This is a genomic window from Flavobacterium branchiophilum FL-15 (assembly GCF_000253275.1).
GTDB classification, from domain to species: domain Bacteria; phylum Bacteroidota; class Bacteroidia; order Flavobacteriales; family Flavobacteriaceae; genus Flavobacterium; species Flavobacterium branchiophilum.
The window spans coordinates 203,839-221,260 of the sequence record NC_016001.1 but is presented as its reverse complement, the minus strand read 5'-3'; the positions used below and the strand labels follow the sequence as shown (position 1 = coordinate 221,260).

Annotated in this window: 15 protein-coding genes; 6 read left to right on the top strand and 9 right to left on the bottom strand. The window is 33.1% G+C overall.

All coding sequences use genetic code 11. The annotated features are described in order from the left end of the window. Position 1 precedes the first annotated feature (1 nt). From gldD to FBFL15_RS00965, 4 genes are all read right to left on the bottom strand, one after another. The gene (gene gldD / locus FBFL15_RS00980; RefSeq protein WP_014082820.1) at positions 2-565 is read right to left on the bottom strand and encodes a gliding motility lipoprotein GldD; all 564 of its coding nucleotides are present in this window, start codon (positions 563-565) and stop codon (positions 2-4) included. Further along, entirely contained in the window at positions 566-1,873 is a 1,308-nt protein-coding gene (locus FBFL15_RS00975; RefSeq protein ID WP_014082819.1) for a gliding motility-associated protein GldE, read from the bottom strand. It abuts the gene before it with no gap. A gap of 23 nt (positions 1,874-1,896) precedes the next feature. After that, positions 1,897-2,322, bottom strand: coding sequence for a single-stranded DNA-binding protein (locus FBFL15_RS00970; protein ID WP_014082818.1), 426 nt, complete (start codon positions 2,320-2,322; stop codon positions 1,897-1,899). A gap of 222 nt (positions 2,323-2,544) precedes the next feature. Then, positions 2,545-3,939, bottom strand: coding sequence for an NADH-quinone oxidoreductase subunit N (locus FBFL15_RS00965; protein WP_014082817.1), 1,395 nt, complete (start codon positions 3,937-3,939; stop codon positions 2,545-2,547). Between the two features lie 440 nt (positions 3,940-4,379). Between FBFL15_RS00965 and FBFL15_RS00960 the strand changes: the two genes are divergently transcribed. From FBFL15_RS00960 to FBFL15_RS00940, 5 genes are all read left to right on the top strand, one after another. Further along, positions 4,380-4,874, top strand: coding sequence for a hypothetical protein (locus tag FBFL15_RS00960; RefSeq protein ID WP_014082816.1), 495 nt, complete (start codon positions 4,380-4,382; stop codon positions 4,872-4,874). Between the two features lie 97 nt (positions 4,875-4,971). Next, positions 4,972-5,550, top strand: coding sequence for a nicotinate (nicotinamide) nucleotide adenylyltransferase (gene nadD, locus FBFL15_RS00955; protein ID WP_014082815.1), 579 nt, complete (start codon positions 4,972-4,974; stop codon positions 5,548-5,550). Positions 5,551-5,737: 187 nt separating this feature from the next. Next, a complete protein-coding gene (locus FBFL15_RS00950) occupies positions 5,738-8,548 on the top strand; it encodes a TonB-dependent receptor (protein ID WP_014082814.1) in 2,811 nt (936 codons plus the stop codon). Positions 8,549-8,658: 110 nt separating this feature from the next. Then, on the top strand, positions 8,659-9,069 hold the full coding sequence (locus FBFL15_RS00945; RefSeq protein ID WP_014082813.1) for a hypothetical protein: 411 nt from the start codon (positions 8,659-8,661) through the stop codon (positions 9,067-9,069). Positions 9,070-9,258: 189 nt separating this feature from the next. Then, positions 9,259-9,789 carry a septal ring lytic transglycosylase RlpA family protein gene (locus FBFL15_RS00940; RefSeq protein WP_014082812.1) on the top strand — a complete coding sequence of 177 codons (531 nt, stop codon included), beginning with the start codon at positions 9,259-9,261 and terminating at the stop codon, positions 9,787-9,789. A 136-nt stretch (positions 9,790-9,925) separates the two neighbouring features. On the opposite strand, the gene FBFL15_RS00935 is transcribed toward FBFL15_RS00940, so the two are convergent. After that, positions 9,926-10,399: a CYTH domain-containing protein gene (locus FBFL15_RS00935; RefSeq protein WP_014082811.1), complete on the bottom strand. Its 474-nt coding sequence runs from the start codon at positions 10,397-10,399 to the stop codon at positions 9,926-9,928. Between the two features lie 92 nt (positions 10,400-10,491). Here FBFL15_RS00935 and FBFL15_RS00930 point away from each other — a divergent pair, with 92 nt between their 5' ends. After that, positions 10,492-11,634, top strand: a complete 1,143-nt coding sequence (locus FBFL15_RS00930) for a cystathionine gamma-synthase (RefSeq protein WP_014082810.1) — start codon at positions 10,492-10,494, stop codon at positions 11,632-11,634. An 82-nt stretch (positions 11,635-11,716) separates the two neighbouring features. On the opposite strand, the gene FBFL15_RS00925 is transcribed toward FBFL15_RS00930, so the two are convergent. The 4 genes from FBFL15_RS00925 to FBFL15_RS00910 form a co-directional block, all read right to left on the bottom strand. Beyond that, a complete protein-coding gene (locus FBFL15_RS00925) occupies positions 11,717-12,181 on the bottom strand; it encodes a GNAT family N-acetyltransferase (RefSeq protein ID WP_014082809.1) in 465 nt (154 codons plus the stop codon). Continuing rightward, on the bottom strand, positions 12,182-13,168 hold the full coding sequence (locus FBFL15_RS00920) for a DUF4837 family protein (RefSeq protein WP_231847476.1): 987 nt from the start codon (positions 13,166-13,168) through the stop codon (positions 12,182-12,184). A gap of 4 nt (positions 13,169-13,172) precedes the next feature. Then, complete coding sequence (locus FBFL15_RS15970) at positions 13,173-15,830, bottom strand: LysM peptidoglycan-binding domain-containing protein (RefSeq protein ID WP_014082807.1); 2,658 nt, start codon at positions 15,828-15,830, stop codon at positions 13,173-13,175. Between the two features lie 95 nt (positions 15,831-15,925). Continuing rightward, positions 15,926-17,113 (bottom strand): phosphoglycerate kinase, encoded by a 1,188-nt coding sequence (locus FBFL15_RS00910; RefSeq protein ID WP_014082806.1) that lies wholly within the window; start codon positions 17,111-17,113, stop codon positions 15,926-15,928. Positions 17,114-17,422 lie beyond the last annotated feature (309 nt).

The window sequence follows — 17,422 nt, the reverse complement described above, 5'->3', positions numbered from 1 at the left end:
TTTATTTCCAACGCAATGTTTCGATGATCGTTTGCATATCGTTTTTAATATAGTTTGCGGCAGGCATGATAGAGTCAAAATGGGGTTTTGCATAAAAATAAACAGCACAATCTACAAAGTGTTTGGTACTGTCCGTTACATAAAACTGGGCATTGGTGGCCGCATTTCCATTGACCTGATAAAACATACCGTACACTTTTTTGGTTGGATTCAAATAGGGTTGCTCTAATATATCGTCGGCCTTAATTACGTGTTCGTAAGTCAATTTTTGAGCATCTTTTAATAACAATTTGATGTTTTGATTAACGGGTTTGTAGCTCAAATATAATGTTGCTTTCATTTTGGGATAGGTTATTTCCAAATTGCAGTTTGACTTTTCTTTGATAATCGCCTCGCTATTCATATCAAATGTAAAGGGACAATGGTTTTCAAAATGTACATATTGGGCTTTTGGATAATCCAATCTTAAATATCCCGTAGGCTTTGGGAGTTTTTCCTTTTGACAAGCTGTAAATAAAGGGGGCATCAAGACAAATATTAGGATTATAAGGACGCTATTTTTCATTTATTTCAAAGTATTTTCAATTGTTATTTTAATTTCTTTGATTCTTTTATTATCAAGTACCAATATGGTAAATATATAGTTATGAAAGCTAATTTTTTGGTCTTTTTTGGGAAAATTACCCAAAATTTCAAGTATAAATCCAGCTAATGTTTCTGCTTCGCCTTTGTGTGTTTCAAAAGGGGTTTCGTCGCAATCGATGATTCTATAAAAATCTTTAAGGTTGATTTTTCCTTCAAACACAAAATTATGAGCATCAATTTTGGTATAATTTATTGGATCGTCATCAAACTCATCGCTAATATCGCCAACAATTTCTTCGATAACATCTTCTAATGAAACCAAACCCGAGGTGCCGCCATACTCATCTACAACTATGGCCAAATGGTTTTTCATGGTTTGAAAATCTTTGAGCAAATTATCGAGTTTTTTGTTTTCTGGAACAAAAAAGGGCTCTCTAAGTAAAGACTTCCAATCAAAATGTTGTTGGTCTATATAAGGCAATACGTCTTTTACAAACAATACTCCTTTAATATTATCTATATTATCTTGATATACTGGAATTCTTGAATAGCCTTTTGCAATAATTTGTTCGCATATTTCGGCAAAACTACTAGATATTTCAAGTCCAAAAATATCTATTCTAGGACTCATCACTTGTTTGGTATCAGTATTGCCAAAACTAACAATTCCTTCGAGAATTTTTTGTTCCTTTGGCGATGTTTCAGCCGTAGATGTAAGCTCCAAGGCTTGAGACAGTTGATCTACAGAAAAATTGGTTTTTTGTTTACCCAATTGATCTGTCAAAAAAACTGTTGTGGCCCTCATGGGCAAGCTAATTGGTGTTAAAACTTGGTCCAAAATGGAGAGTGGTGTGGCTATAAAAAAAGAGAATTTGAGGTTGTTTCTGCTGGCATAAATTTTGGGTAATACCTCTGCAAAAAGCAAAATCAGAAAGGTTACTACAACTACTTCTATCAAAAAACGCAACCAATATGGCGTAATGGTAACAAAAAGCACTTCGGCAATAAATGAAAAAAGCATCACCACCCCAATATTCATAAAATTATAGGTAACTAAAATGGTGGCCAATAATTTTTTGGGTTTTGATAAAAGTTTGTGAATGGTTTGAGCTTTGAAAGGATCTAGTTCTTGAGCTTTTTCCAAATCTTTTGGCGACAACGAAAACAATGCTATTTCTGCAGCAGAAACAAGAGCTGAACAAAAAAGCAAAACAACAATGCCTAGCAATCCAATGATTAAATTGACATCAAAATAGGGCGTTGTAATAAAACTGGGTTCTGGGTCCAACTGGATAAAATTTAGTTCAACAATTAAAACGGCAAATCGTTTTCTGGTTTTGGTACGTTAGCGTTGTCAAAAGTAGTGTTTTTTTTGGATTCTGCCCTTGCTTCACTTTCTTTTTTTGATGTTAAAAATGTAAATTCACGTACTTGTATTTCTGATGTATATTTGACAGTTCCGTCTTCGGTTTGCCATTGGCGGGTTTTGATTCGGCCTTCTACATAAATTTTATCTCCTTTTGAAAGGTATTTTTCGCAAATTTCAGCATCTTTATTTCGTACTACTAAATTATGCCATTCGGTTACCGTTGTGCGTTCGTTGGTTAATTTATTGGTAAATGTTTCATTTGTTGCCAACGGGAATCTGCCTATGCAATTGCCATTTTCGAAATAATGTAATTTGACATCCTCGCCCAAATGACCAATTAGCATAACTTTGTTTAATGTACCACTCATTTTTTTTTGTATTAATTGGTTCAAAGTTAATGATTTTTAAATATAAAACAAAAAAAACCATCAAATTTACTTGGATGGTTTTAGTCATAGAATTTTATAATTTTAATAGATAATTAAGTCATTAATTGCTATTAGGAATAGGGTTACATCTTGTTTATTCGTATAGAATATCATCTATGTGTTTTTAATACAAGAGCCATTTTATAACAATGGATGGTTAAATTAATGTAACAAGTTTAAAACAATTGAAGGAAAAAGGCCTAACAACAAATTTAATACTATCGATACTAGGGCTACTGTATATAAAACAATTGGAGTTCCTGTTCGGGTTTCGTTTGCCTCTTTGGTGTACATTACTAAAATTAGTTTAAAATAATAACCAACACTTATAATAGAGTTGATAACAGCTGCTATAACTACAATCAAATATCCAGATTGTATGGTTTGATTAAACAAGGCCAACTTAGCAAAAAAACCCGCAAATATTGGTATTCCTGCCATAGACAACAACGCACTTGTAAGCACTATTGCCAACAATGGATTGGTAGATCCTAGTCCTTGAAAATTGACAAGGTCTTCATTATTTCTATTTTTACAAACATATAGTAAAACACTAAATGCTGCTATTCCGGCCAGTGCATAAGCTGCCGTATAATATAATAAGCTAGGTGCAGCGTTTTGTAAATTTAAGAAAGCCATTAACATAAATCCTGCATGTGAAATACCCGAAAAGGCTAACATTCTTTTTACATTGGCTTGTTTAAGTGCCATAATGTTGCCTACTGTCATGGATGCAACAGATACCACCGAAATGACTATTTTGAAACCATCTGTCAAATCGGCATGCAAAACAGTAAGTAGTTTATATAAAGTAGCCACAGCAACTACTTTGGCTAGCGTACTCATAGTGGCAGTTGTCAAAGATGGTGCTCCTTCGTACACATCTGGAGCCCAAAAATGGAAAGGAACCGCAGCAATTTTAAATAACATTCCAATAGTAATCATCGAAATACCTATTGGAAACCAAACAGGAAGTCCTGTTCCTTGTGCCAATTCGCTAATTTCTACTACATCAAAACTTCCAATGGCACCATAAATCAAACATATTCCAAATAGGATAATACCCGAGGCAAAGGATCCCATCAAAAAATACTTCATTCCTGCTTCGTTACTTTTGATTTGATTGCGATTGCTAGCTGCCAAAACATAAAGCGAGATGGACAAAACTTCTATACCTAGAAAAAACATGGCCAAATTACCAAATGACACCATGGCAATGGCTCCTGAAAGCAAAAATATTTTTATAGCAATATAATCTGAAAGTTTGGATTGGTGATTTTCATAAAATGGCTGGCTTAATGCTACTAAAAAAATAGTGATAAGAACAAACAATGTAGAAAAGCCGGTTGAAAACCCATCAACCATGATCATATTATGATATTTTGGATTATTGTACTGATTAAAATCTGCAGCAATGCTCCATAAATCTATTGCATTGAATCCTAATATACCCAAAAGGCCTATTATTGTAATAGGAATTATAATTTTTCTAAAATCTAAAATCTCTAATAAAAGGCATAAAACACCTAACCCTATCGTAGCAATTAATGTTATCATTTGTTGTTATTGGTATGTTTTGAAAGGCAAAAAGCCATAATTGATGATATATTTTTAAATAATAATTTTGTTGCAAATATATATAAAAAACTACTAATACAAATTCTTATTTTGATACTAAAAAAATATTCTTTCAAAAAAAATAGGACTTTCCCTTTTATGAAGGCCCGTTGATAGTGCAATACAAATTAAAACAAGCCTATTTGGTATGAGTTACGGACAGTTATAAAATAATAAGGCTCCAAACATTCAGAAAATTTAAAGTTGTGGTTGTAGTTATAAAATAATAACTTTACAAAAAAAAGCATTTTTTTATATTAGACCTTATTGGTGCTGTTTTTCATGATAAATTATGTAAATTTGCACCTTATTTTATGGAAACTAAACTTCATTTTGGAAATTATTTAAAAAAAGACTTTATCATAAAATTACATTGTCAAATGAAAAAAATACTATTTTCGGTTATACCCTTTTTATTAATTGCTTGCCAGTATTTAGATAAAAAAGCACCAACAGAACAAGAATTGTTAGACAAAAGGATGAAAGAAATTGATTGGAAAAAAGTTGATAAATTACCTTCTATTGTTGCCTGTGAAACTGTTACTGAAAGCAACCAACAAAAAGCTTGTTTTTTTGAGTTTTTAACTCAAAATATTCAGGATAAAATTGGGACAGATTCCTTGAGCGTTATATATGCAACTGCGGATACATTAAAAATAAAAGTAACTGTTTTTGCAACTTCCAAGCTCAAATTTGAAAGTCAGTTTCCAAAAGACACGACCCAAGTGATGCGACAAAAAACAGATAGTGTTTTGGCTATCAAATTAACTGATTTTCCAAAGATTAGCCCTGCAATAAAACGGGGAATCCCAGTAAACACACAATTTGTTTTGCCTATTGTATTGCCACAAACCACAGATAAAAATTTGAAATAGCATCATTTTAAGAAAATTTTCAATTTGACATAAAGTATTTTTAGCTTTAAAATTTGTGTAAAAAAATAATTTGCAACCCTAAAAAGTAAAAAGCCTCATGAAAATAGGACTTTATTTTGGTTCCTTCAACCCCATCCATATCGGGCACTTGATTATTGCTAATCATTTGGCAGAACACAGCGATTTAGAACAAATATGGCTGGTAGTAACACCACATAACCCACTAAAAAACAAGCAAACGTTATTGGACAATTACAGTCGCCTTGAAATGGTGCGAATTGCAACAATAAACTATCCAAAATTACGCCCTTCAGACATAGAATTTAAACTTTCGCAACCCAATTATACAGTCAATACATTGGCTCATTTGGCCGACAAATACCCACAACATGAATTTGCTTTGATAATGGGCGAAGACAATTTAGACAGTTTACACAAGTGGAAAAATTATGAATTTATTGTAAAAAACTACACCATTTATGTGTATCCAAGAGTTGGATCGGCAATAGAAAATAGTACAATACCATTGACGAATGTCGTAAAAATAGCGGCTCCAAAAGTAGAAATTTCATCAACATGGATCAGAAACAACATTCAAAAAGGTTTTAATGTACAGCCCCTTTTATCAGAAAAAGTTTGGGAATATATAGATCATAATAATTTTTATAAAAAATAAGAAAAACCTTTGAATGTTATTCCTCCAAATACTTTTAACGTCTTAATCAAACATAGACTAGCAAAATCTTAAAAAAAGGTAATTTACTTAAAAATATGTTAAATGTTATTTAGTTCTTAACATTAACTTAACATACGTTAGTTTAAAATATTGGATTTTTGCAAAAAATTTTTAAACCAAAACAAACATGAAAAATTTTAAAAACAGTTTATTTTCAGGTTTCTTTTTATTGATGGCAACCATGATGTTTGCACAAGGAAAAGTAAAAGGAAAAATTGTCGATTCACAAAATGGGGCATTACCAGGTGTAAATGTTGTAGTTAAAGGAACTTCGACAGGAACTTCGACAGATTTTGATGGTAAATTTACCTTAAATGTACCAGCTTCAGGGCAAATAACCATTTCGTTTATTGGCTTTCAAAGCAAAGCCGTAAGTTTTACCGTTCAAAAAGGGGAGACTAAAGATTTGGGTACAATTCAACTAGCTGCAGATTCCAATGAATTGAGCGAAGTGGTTGTAAAAAGTACTATTATCGACGTGGCAAAAGACAGAAAAACACCCGTGGCAGTTTCTACTATAAAAGCCGCAGAAATTCAACAAAAATTAGGTAATCAAGAGTTTCCAGAGATATTAAAAAATACCCCATCTGTATATACTTCAAAAGGTGCTGGAGGTTTTGGTGATTCTCGTATGACTATTCGAGGATTTGCTCAAGAAAATATTGCCGTAATGATAAATGGAGTTCCAGTAAATGACATGGAAAATGGGGCTGTATATTGGAGTAACTGGGCAGGTTTGTCAGACGTTACAACCGCTATGCAAGTACAAAGAGGTTTAGGTTCTTCTAAACTTGCCATTGCATCTGTTGGTGGTACTGTAAACGTATTGACAAGAACATCAGACAAAAAAGAAGGCGGAAGTATTTCTTCTACAGTTGGTAATCAAAACTACTTAAAATGGGTAGCTAGTTACAATACAGGAAAACTTAAAAATGGTTTTTCATCATCTATATTAATGAGTAGAACTATTCAAGATGGATATGTTCAAGGGACAGAGGCTGAAGGATACAACTATTTTATTGGTTTAGGATATGAAATTAACCCAAAACACAATGTAATGTTTACTTTTACAGGTGCTCCTCAATGGCATAGTCAAAAATCAACTCGTCTAACCATTGCCGATTATTTAGCAGCAGGTGCCAATGGCGAACCAAATGTTAAGTATAACAGAGATGCAGGATATTTACAAGGCAAAAGATTCAACATCATGCGTAATTTTTATAGCAAACCTGTAATGTCTTTGAACTATGAGTGGAAAGTATCAGATAACACAAAAGTTTCAGCAGTTGGGTATGCTTCATGGGGACGTGGAGGAGGATCTGGAGCTTATGGTAGAATAAACGGTTTGGCTTTTAATGACACCAAGTTATTGACAAGTAATTTAAACACCGATTACGACAGAATTTACAACTATAACTCTGGAAACACAATTACATCAAATACAGGAGTAAACTATACAAGAACACAAGTTGCTGGACAAGGTTTTGTAAATACAGCTTCAACAAGTACAAATACTACAAATGGTATTTCGATGATATCTGGAATCAATTCTCATGACTGGTATGGTGGTTTAGCCAATTTGAACACCAAATTAAACGACAATTTCACATTGGATTTTGGTATTGATGTTAGAAGCTACAAAGGAATTCATACAAGAAATTTGAACTATTTATTTGGTGCTACTTCTTTCTTGGATACTGCTGATAAAAACAACCCAACAGTATATGTAAACCAAACTTCAACTGCTACTCCATCTTGGAATCCTTTTTACAATGTTTTGAATGACAAAGCCGTTGTTAGAGATTATGATGGTTTAGTAAATTGGTATGGTGGTTTTACACAATTAGAATACGCATCAGGCGATTTAACTGCATTTATTCAAGCTGCCGTTTCTCAACAAGGTTTCAAAAGAGTTGATCGTTTTAGTTATTTAGCTTCAAATCCATTGTCTAGTACTAGCTACAAAAACCTAACTGGAGGTAACTTTAAAGCAGGTTTAAATTACAATTTAGACAAACACAATAACGTATTTGGTAATGCAGGCTATTATCTAAAACAACCTTTCTTCAATTCTGTTTATCCAAACAACCTTTCTGTATTGAATGAAAATGTAACTAACGAAAAAATTCTTGGTTTTGAGTTAGGATATGGATACCGTTCTGATAAATTTAATGCAAATGTAAACTTGTACAGAACGTCTTGGAAAGATCGTTATGTAACTACAACTGCCAATATTGATCATGATGGATTGTCATCAACGCCTGCAATTGCGGGTACTGCTTTCTTAACAGGTGTTGAACAAATCCATACTGGAGCAGAGGTTGATTTTTCATACAAACCATTTACACAATTGTCTATCAATGGTTCTGTTTCTATTGGTAACTGGAAATATGGTTCCAATGTAACTGCATCTTATCAAGATATCAACAATAACGTGATTACAAATACTGCAGGAAATCCAGTTTCTGAAACTTTATACATCAATGGTTTAAAAGTAGGTAATACTGCCCAAACCACTGCAAGTATTGGTGCTAGCTACGAAGTAGTAAAAAGAGTATCTTTTGATGCAAATTATAACTTTGTGGACAACTTATATTCTAATATAGATCCATCTGCCTTCAAAACACAAGCAGCTGCGGATAAAGGTGCTTTAAAATTGCCTTCTTACGGCCTTCTTGACGCTGGTTTTTCTTATAAAATGTTGGTTGGTAAAGACAAAGCCAATAGCGTAGGTTTTAGATTTAATGTAAACAATGTTTTGAATACTATTTTCATTGCTGAATCTAGTACAAATATTTTTGCTAACGACTACGTTTCTGGAACTTCTGGACCAACTTATGCCTCTTCTGGTAAAACTTATGATGGCGTTGCAACAGGTAACCAAGTAAATTTTGGATTTGGTCGCACTTGGAACTTTGGAATTACATATAATTTCTAGTATCAAAATATTAATTTCACAAAAAAACGGCATTCTTTAATAAAGAGTGCCGTTTTTTTATGGATTTTTATTATATTTGAAATCTAAAAATAAATTAAAAACAAATTATCATGCAACACTTACATTCTGGCTGGGCCTATTTGGTATTGTTATTCCTTGTAATAGCCATAATAAATGCTGTTTTAGGGCTTCAATCATCAAAAGAATTTACTCCAAAAGACCGAAAAATATCATTATTGGGTCTTATATTTACACACACACAACTGCTCATTGGTTTGATTACTTATTTTATTTCGCCACTTGGCGCTGCCGCCTTTGGACAAATGCAAGACAGTAGCCTTCGATTAACTTCATTAGAACATCCATTGGTTAATATTATTGGAATTGTATTGATAACCATTGGATGGGTCAAACACAAAAAAGCCACAGACAGCAAATCCAAATTTAAAGCCATTGCTTTGTTTTATGGATTAGGACTTTTGCTTATTTTAAGTAGAATCCCTTGGAATTTGTGGTTCTAAAAAAACTTCTTTTCAACGCTTGAATTTGATTGTCATCTTCAAAAAAAATTATTAATAAAACACCCAACTTTAATAATTTTTTAACTTATAGACTAACTCAAATGAAATCGCCAACAACTATATTTTTTGCAAATAGCAACAACAAACGGCGATAACATATATGACCGCTAACTCATAAAAATCACATATATGAAACAAATTTTCAGCTTTTTGCTTTGTTTGTTACTTGTAAATACAATAGAAGCTCAAAAAAAACAACCAAAAAAAACCAAAACCAAAAAAACAACAACAGTTGTTCAAAAGAAAGCTTCGGCCAAAACAGAGGCTATACAAGACACTGTAAAAGCCGAAGCCCTTTCAAAAGTTACAAAAACATGGCTACCCGATACCTTGTTGGCACCAAAGGAGGCTTATAAAATCGTAAAAAACGAAGCCCATGCCTCCTATTATGCAGATAAATTTACTGGTCGAAAAACAGCTAGTGGCAAAATTTTTAACAACAATGGTTATACAGCCGCCCATAGAAAATATCCATTTGGAACAAAATTAAAAGTTACAAACGACAAAACAGGCAAGTCTGTTATTGTAACCGTTACAGACCGAGGCCCATTTGTAAAAGGTCGAGACATAGACCTTACAAAAAGAGCTTTTATGGAAATTGCACCCAAAAGTTATGGAGGTTCTATCAAAGTAAGCATTGCCGAATTGGCAAAACCATAATCAAATAAATTGTTCAACTACAAGATAGGAACAATTTGAAATATTCAAAACAACTTTTTTGAATCACAAATGAATTTAAAAAAGTTGTTTTTTTGCACTAAGTAAAATTCAAAATAGCCGCCTTTAATGCTATTAATTATTTTTCCCACATAACAAATGGGTTTTGGCTCAAATAAGCATTATAATAGCGTTCATCGCCTGTAACTTCAGTCCCCAACCATAATGGTTTTTCAAACACTTCATTTTCTGTGGTCAGTTCTATTTCGGCAATAATTAAACCTTGATTGTCTCCAAAAAATTCATCTACTTCAAATACATGTTGGCCTATTGAAACCTCATAACGCTTTTTTTGAATAACTCCTTTTTCACACAATAAAAGTAAGTCTCGTGCTTCATGAACGGGAATTTCTTTTTCCCATTCAAATCGTGTGGTTCCAGCGGCATTGCTTTTGCCTTTTATAGTCAAAAAAGCTTTAGCACCTTTAATTCGCACCCTTACGGTTCTATCTGGATGGTTATTCAAATAGCCTTGAGCAATTTCGTTGGATGTACTTGCAGCAGTTTTAAAGTCGTTTGATGTTACTTTAAATTTTCTTTCAATCTCTAACATACTTTTTTTGGTTCAAAAGTAGAATTTTTAAAGCTTCTGTTAGTCATTTCAAAATAAAAAAAATAACTTTGTAAAAAATAAATTGATTTAAAATGAAATTTAATACCAAAACCATACATGGTGGGCAACATCACGATCCAAGTACGGGAGCTGTAATGCCTCCTATTTATCAAACCTCTACATTTGTACAATCGAGTCCAGGAAATCCAATTGGAGCTTATGAATACAGCCGAGCAGGAAATCCAACACGAACGGCATTAGAAAACGCATTGGCAAGTATTGAAAACGGTACACGTGGCCTAGCATTTTCGTCTGGATTAGCCGCTACTGATTGTTTATTACGCTCACTAAAAGCGGGCGACGAAGTGATTGCTATGGACGATTTGTATGGTGGAACTTTTAGAATGTTTACACGAATTTATAAAGATTCAGGTATCAAATTCCATTTTATAGACATGAATCGGTTGGAAGATTTTAAGGCATTAATCAATTCAAATACCAAAATGGTGTGGGTAGAAACGCCAACAAACCCATTGATGAAACTGGCAGACATTGAAGCCATTGCAACGATTACAAAACATCACCAAATCCTATTTGCGGTGGACAATACTTTTGCGACACCTTATTTGCAAAAACCCCTAGACCTAGGTGCCGATGTAGTAATGCACTCGGCCACAAAATATTTGAGTGGCCATAGCGATGTGGTAGCTGGTGCCTTAATTGTAAAAGACGAAGTTTTAGGCAATCAATTACATTTTCAACAATTTGCTACTGGAGCTACATTGGGCCCTATGGATAGTTTCCTAGTACTTAGAGGAATCAAAACCCTACATATCCGAATGCAAAGGCATTGTGAAAACGGATCAAAAGTGGCAACTTTTTTAAACCAACACCCAAAAGTCAAAACGGTATATTATCCAGGATTAGAAAACCACCCTTATCATGACATTGCCAAAAAACAAATGGCTGATTTTGGTGGTATGGTTACTTTTACTTTTGCTTCTGGCGAAAAAACAGAGGCTATTAAATTTTTAGAAAAATTGAAAGTATTTACATTGGCCGAATCTTTGGGTGGCGTAGAATCTTTAGCCAATCATCCTGCTTTGATGACACACGCCTCTATTCCTGAAGATAAAAGGAAAATAGTTGGCATTTCAGACGATATGGTACGGTTGAGCGTTGGTATCGAAGATATTGAAGATTTATTGGCAGATATAGCACAAGCATTCGACTAAAACTCGGACTAATCAAAAAAAAACGTTACTTAATCAATTTTAATGTAACGTTTTTTATTTTCTATTCATGCCAATTTATAGATTACACACCCCAATTGGAGGATAATTTCATTTCGACATGTTCGATATCATCTTCCAAATACACGTCGCTTGTGGCAACAAAACCATGTTGTTCATAAAATTTTTTAAGATACAACTGTGCCGATATGGTAATATTTGTAGTGCCAAAAAGGTTTTTGATTTGTTTTTTTGATTCGACTATTAAGGCATGGCCCATTTTCATTGCTCGGTATTGAGCATTTACAGTTACCCTTCCGATAGAGGTATATTCAAAATATTGGCCTGCATCAAACAATCTGGAATAAGCAACAACTTGATGGTTTATTTTGCCCATCAAATGCCACGATTTATAATCTTTGAAATCCAAATCTTGATATACACAATTTTGTTCAACAACAAAAATTTCGCTTCTCAATTGCAATATTTCATAGAGTTCAAAAACCGTTAATGCCTCAAAAGGCTTTACTTCCCACTGTACTGTTTCCATTTATTTTTTAAATTGTATTGTTTTTATTATTGCTTCTAGCTCTAGCATCAAATCACGTTTTGGTTTTGATGGTGCATAGCAAAACCCTTCTAAAACCATAATTCTTTTATTTTTATGATCTAAAATAAAGTAATTCAAAAAAGGCCCCGACATAAAATCATTTTTCATAATCCAAGTCCCACGTGTTTCATAAGCCCGTTTATGTGCCATTTGTATCCAAGTTGAATACGGCGAATAGGAATCTTCGGTTTTCATTTCGGTACCCATTTCATTACCATGAATATACAAACTCCCAATAGAATCACGGATTCGAATAACCTCGTTTTGGGTAAAATTTTTAAAAGGCAATTCATATATAACAATACTAATACTACCTCCCAAGATTTCGTTTTTAAACCACATGAACTTGGCTTTTCTGCGTACGATGCTAAAATTTTTGGGAATTTCTAGCGTAATATGAAATTTATTGGCTATTTTTTTGGTTCGTAAAACATTGTTTTTATTTCTATTTTGTATTTCATTTATTTCAGTTTTTTTTAATTTACTAATAATAATATTGCTATTTTTTTCAATAGTGTCAATAATTTCTTTTACAGAATTGCCCGATATATGAAACACATTTTGGGGTTGTGCATATTCATTAATTTGATGACTGAACTTGCTTTTGGATTCTTTTTTAATAACCATAATATTTCTGCTATTGGTCATATAACCTTCCAAAAGTTTTAAAGGGTATTGGTTTATTGTAAAAAGTGGTTCTTCTTGAGGCAATCCTAAAACTGGTGATGCAAATTTATTTCGTAAAGTATCACCAATTTCACCATCCCACAATTGATCGTCTATAATAATCGATACATTATTTATTTTATCCGAAGTTACTTGTTGGGTTTCTTCTTTTTTTAAATGGCACGACATCCAAAAAAAAGAACCAAAAAAAACGGTTAAAAGACCGCTCTTTTTGGTAATTAGTTGGATATTATGTGTCAATTGATTAACCACTGATTTTTAATTTCATTCCTGGTTTGATATCGCCATCTCTAATGCCGTTCCATTTTTTTAAATCAGAAACGGTAACACCAGGGTATTTTTGCGATATGCTAAAAAGCGAATCCCCTTTTTTTACTTGGTACATTTTTTCGCCATTTTTAGAACTGGCAACCATCTTATTGTTTTGCAACTGCTTCTTTTCCTTTGGACTTACCTCGGGTTTTGAAACGATAAGCGTAGTACCTAACTGAATATTGTTGTCTGTCAAATTATTCCAAGCTCTTAAATCTGCTAATGAAATATTATATTTTTTTATAATTTTCCATACGTTATCTCCTTTTTCAACTACATATTCTTGTACCTCTTTGGCTTGCCATTCTGCTTCTGCATGTTCTGGTTTGCTCACTACCAATTTAGTTCCGGCTTCTACGGAATTATCTTCAAAATTATTCCATTTCTTCAAATTGGCAACCGTCGTTTTATGATTTTTTGCAATTGTAGCCAGTGTTTCCCCTTCTTTTACTAAATACTCGTTAGTAGCTTTTGTTGTATCTACTTTTTGAACTTTTTTAGTTTTTACTTCTTTTGGCTCTACAGTGGCAAGTTGTTGTTCTGATTTAAATTCTACTTCTTTTTTGACTTTTTTCTTTACAACAGTAACTACTTTTTCATTTGAAATGATTTTTAAAGTTTTGCCTTTGTTTACAGTCGAGCCTTTAATTTTATTCCATTTTTTTAATTCGGCAACAGACACATTAAATTTTTCAGCTATCTCGCTCAAATTATCACCACTCTTAACTTTGTAAGATTTAGCTACGTCTTTGAAAGCTACTACTTTTTCCTCTTTTATTTCATAAATAAATTTGGTGTTTTTACTTTCAGGTTTTACTTCTTTTTCAATTTTAGTTGCTGCTTCTGGTTTTTCGTCATTATTGGCAACTAAAGTTTCATTATCTTCATGAGTTGTTACCGGTTTTTTCTCTTTTTTTCTAACAGTTGTAACAACTCTTTCTGTAGTATGAATTTTTAACGTTTTTCCTTTTTTAAGTTTATCGCCTTTTAGTTTATTCCATTTTTTAATATCAGAAACAGCTACATCATATTGTCTAGCAATATCGCCCAGATCGTCTCCTTTTTTAACTTTATAAGATTTGGTAACGTTTTTAAATGATACTACCTTTTCTGTTATCAAATCCGACGATGCAGATACATGATCAGTACTTGTTTTTTCAACTTGAGGTTTATTGGTATCTTGAGAGGCCAAGTCAGTAGCTTTATCCAATTTTGGTGTTTTTGCCTCTGCCAATTCTGTTGCTTGAACTTTCTCGATAATTCTAATTTTTAAATTTCTACCCAATGGTGCTTTGTCGCTACGCAAATGATTCCATTTTTTTAATTCAGATTTTGAAATTCCATAAGCTTGTGCTATTTCGCTCAAACTATCCCCTTTGCCCACTTTATGAAACTTATAGCGGGTAACATATCTTTGACGATTGTTTCTTAAAGAATCATTTGCTATAGAAGGTCGGGTATTTGGGCGTTCTCTTAAATTATCTTCATAATCGGCATAGTAGTAAATTTTATCTTCGTTTGATGCAAAAACAGCTACTTTATCCTGTGGTAGTCTTAGATAATTTTGTTTATCAGCTTCAAAAGGGATAACATCTAGCTTGTAAGATGGATTTAAAAATTGTAGTTCAGTAACTGGAATATCTAATAAATTAGAAATTTGTTTAAAACTCAACTGCCTTTTTACCATCAAGGTATCCGTAGAAAAATAAGTTACTGGAGCTTTTAATGGGGTAATACCATGTTCTTTATGGTATTCAAAAATATACATAGTTGCCAAAAAAGCGGGCAAATAGCCAGCCGTTTCTTGTGGTAAATTTTTGCGTATGTTCCAGTAATTTTTTTGCCCATTTGAACGTCTAATGGCTTTGGTTACATTGCCTGGCCCACAGTTATATGAGGCCAAAACCAAATCCCAATCGCCAAAAATTTTGTACATCCCCGATAAGTATTTACAAGCCGCTTCGGTCGATTTTAATGGATCGCTACGTTCGTCTATATAAGAATTAACATTCAAATTATATTGTAAACCAGTACCATACATAAATTGCCAAAGTCCCCCCGCTCCTACTCTTGATTTGGCTCTTGGATTTAAAGCAGATTCTACTATGGCTAAATATTTGACTTCTAAAGGAATATCATATTTAGAAAGGGCATCTTCAAACATTGGAAAATAATACTCTGCAATTGCCATCAAACGGGCATACGATTTTTTTCTGTTTTTTAACAACGATTTGATGACGTTTTCCAAACCTGGATTATATTCGATATTGAAAGGCGATTTGGCATCTAATTTTTTCAAACGAGCTTTTAAAATATCTGTTGGCAAATCGTAGGCAACCGTTTCGTCCATATTCATATTGGATATATCCTCAAATTGTTCGGCCGAAAGGGCATCATTTGAAAGCTCCTTCATCCATTGGGCATCAATTTTTGAAATAGCATCGTGTTTTACAAAAGTTTTTTTCAAAGAATCCAAAACAGAAACTTTAGGGGCATTATTTACACGAACAACGCTATCTGTCTCATGTTGAGCAAATAACGTTGTTGATGCAAAAAATGCTATAGCGAGTGTATATACTTTTTTAGTCATAAACCTTAAATTTAGCAATCAATTATAATTCAAAGAATTGCAAAAATAAAAGGTTAATTCCAATAAATTGTATAAAATTTGTTAAAAATTATTTTTTATTCTAAAATAGCCGCAATTCCTGGTAAAATTCGACCTTCTAGCATTTCTAACATGGCCCCTCCACCCGTAGAAACATAGCTCATTTTGTGTTCAAATCCAAACTGTTTTACTGCCGAAACAGAATCGCCCCCACCAACTAATGAAAAAGCACCGTTTGCTGTAGCCTCGGCAATATAATGCCCTAGTTCGATAGTACCCGCAGCAAATTTATCCATTTCAAAAACGCCTAATGGGCCATTCCACAAAATAGTTTTGGAAGCTAAAATAACTTTTTTGAAATTTTCCAACGATTTTGGTCCTGCATCAAGGCCTTGCCATCCATCTGGAATTTCACGAACATCCACAATTTGTGTATCCGCATCTTTTGAAAAGGCATTTGCTGCCACTACATCAACAGGTATATGAATTTGAACTCCTTTTTCTTTGGCCAATCTTAATATTTCCAATGCCAGGTCTTGTTTGTCGTCTTCACAAATAGAATCGCCAACTCGGCCACCAAGGGCTTTTACAAAAGTATAAGTCATACCGCCACCAATAATCATGTGGTTTACTTTATCTAAAATATTTTCGATAACTGTTATTTTAGACGACACTTTACTACCGCCTAATACCGCCGTTACGGGTTTTTCAGAATCTTTTAAAACTTTATTCAAACTTTCAATTTCTTTTGCCAATAGCAAACCAAAACATTTAGCATTTGGAAAAAACTGCGCAATTATGGTGGTCGAAGCATGTGCTCGGTGTGCTGTTCCAAAAGCATCATTTACATAAATATCGCCCAAGCTTGCCAAGGCTTTTGAAAAAGCCACATCTCCTTTTTCTTCTTCGGCATGAAAACGTAAATTTTCAAGCAATAGCACACCACCGGGTTTCAAGTTTTGAGCAGCGGTTGCGGCAACTTCGCCAATACAATCTGAAGCAAATTGTACATCAACACCCAGTATTTCTGAAGTTTTTTTCAATATATGTTGCAAAGAGTATTTGGCTTCCACTCCTTTGGGTCTGCCAAGGTGCGACATCAAAATCACACTGCCGCCATCTTTCAATATCTTGTCAATAGTAGGTTTTGCGGCTTCTATTCTTGTAGCATCTGTTACATTAAATTCATCGTCTAATGGCACATTAAAATCAACTCTTATAATCGCTTTTTTGTTTTGAAAATCAAAATCCTGAATTGTTTTCATATTGTATTGGGTTTAAATATTTTAAAATTATTCACAAATATAGTATAAATATATTTTTCAAAACCATCATTTTTCTAAAAAACAGATAATAATATTGCGAAATCGATGTAAATTTGTTTTAATTTTAGTTAATATCTTATTGGTTTGCTTTCAATTATAATGAACAAACTTTAAAAAACTAATAATGAATAGAAAAATTTATAAATACCCATATATTTAAAAAAAGTAAAAAAAATGATGCCTCCTCTTTTATACCAAATATTTTTATAAAATAGTCCAAAGATGTGAAGATATTTTTTAGAAAAAATT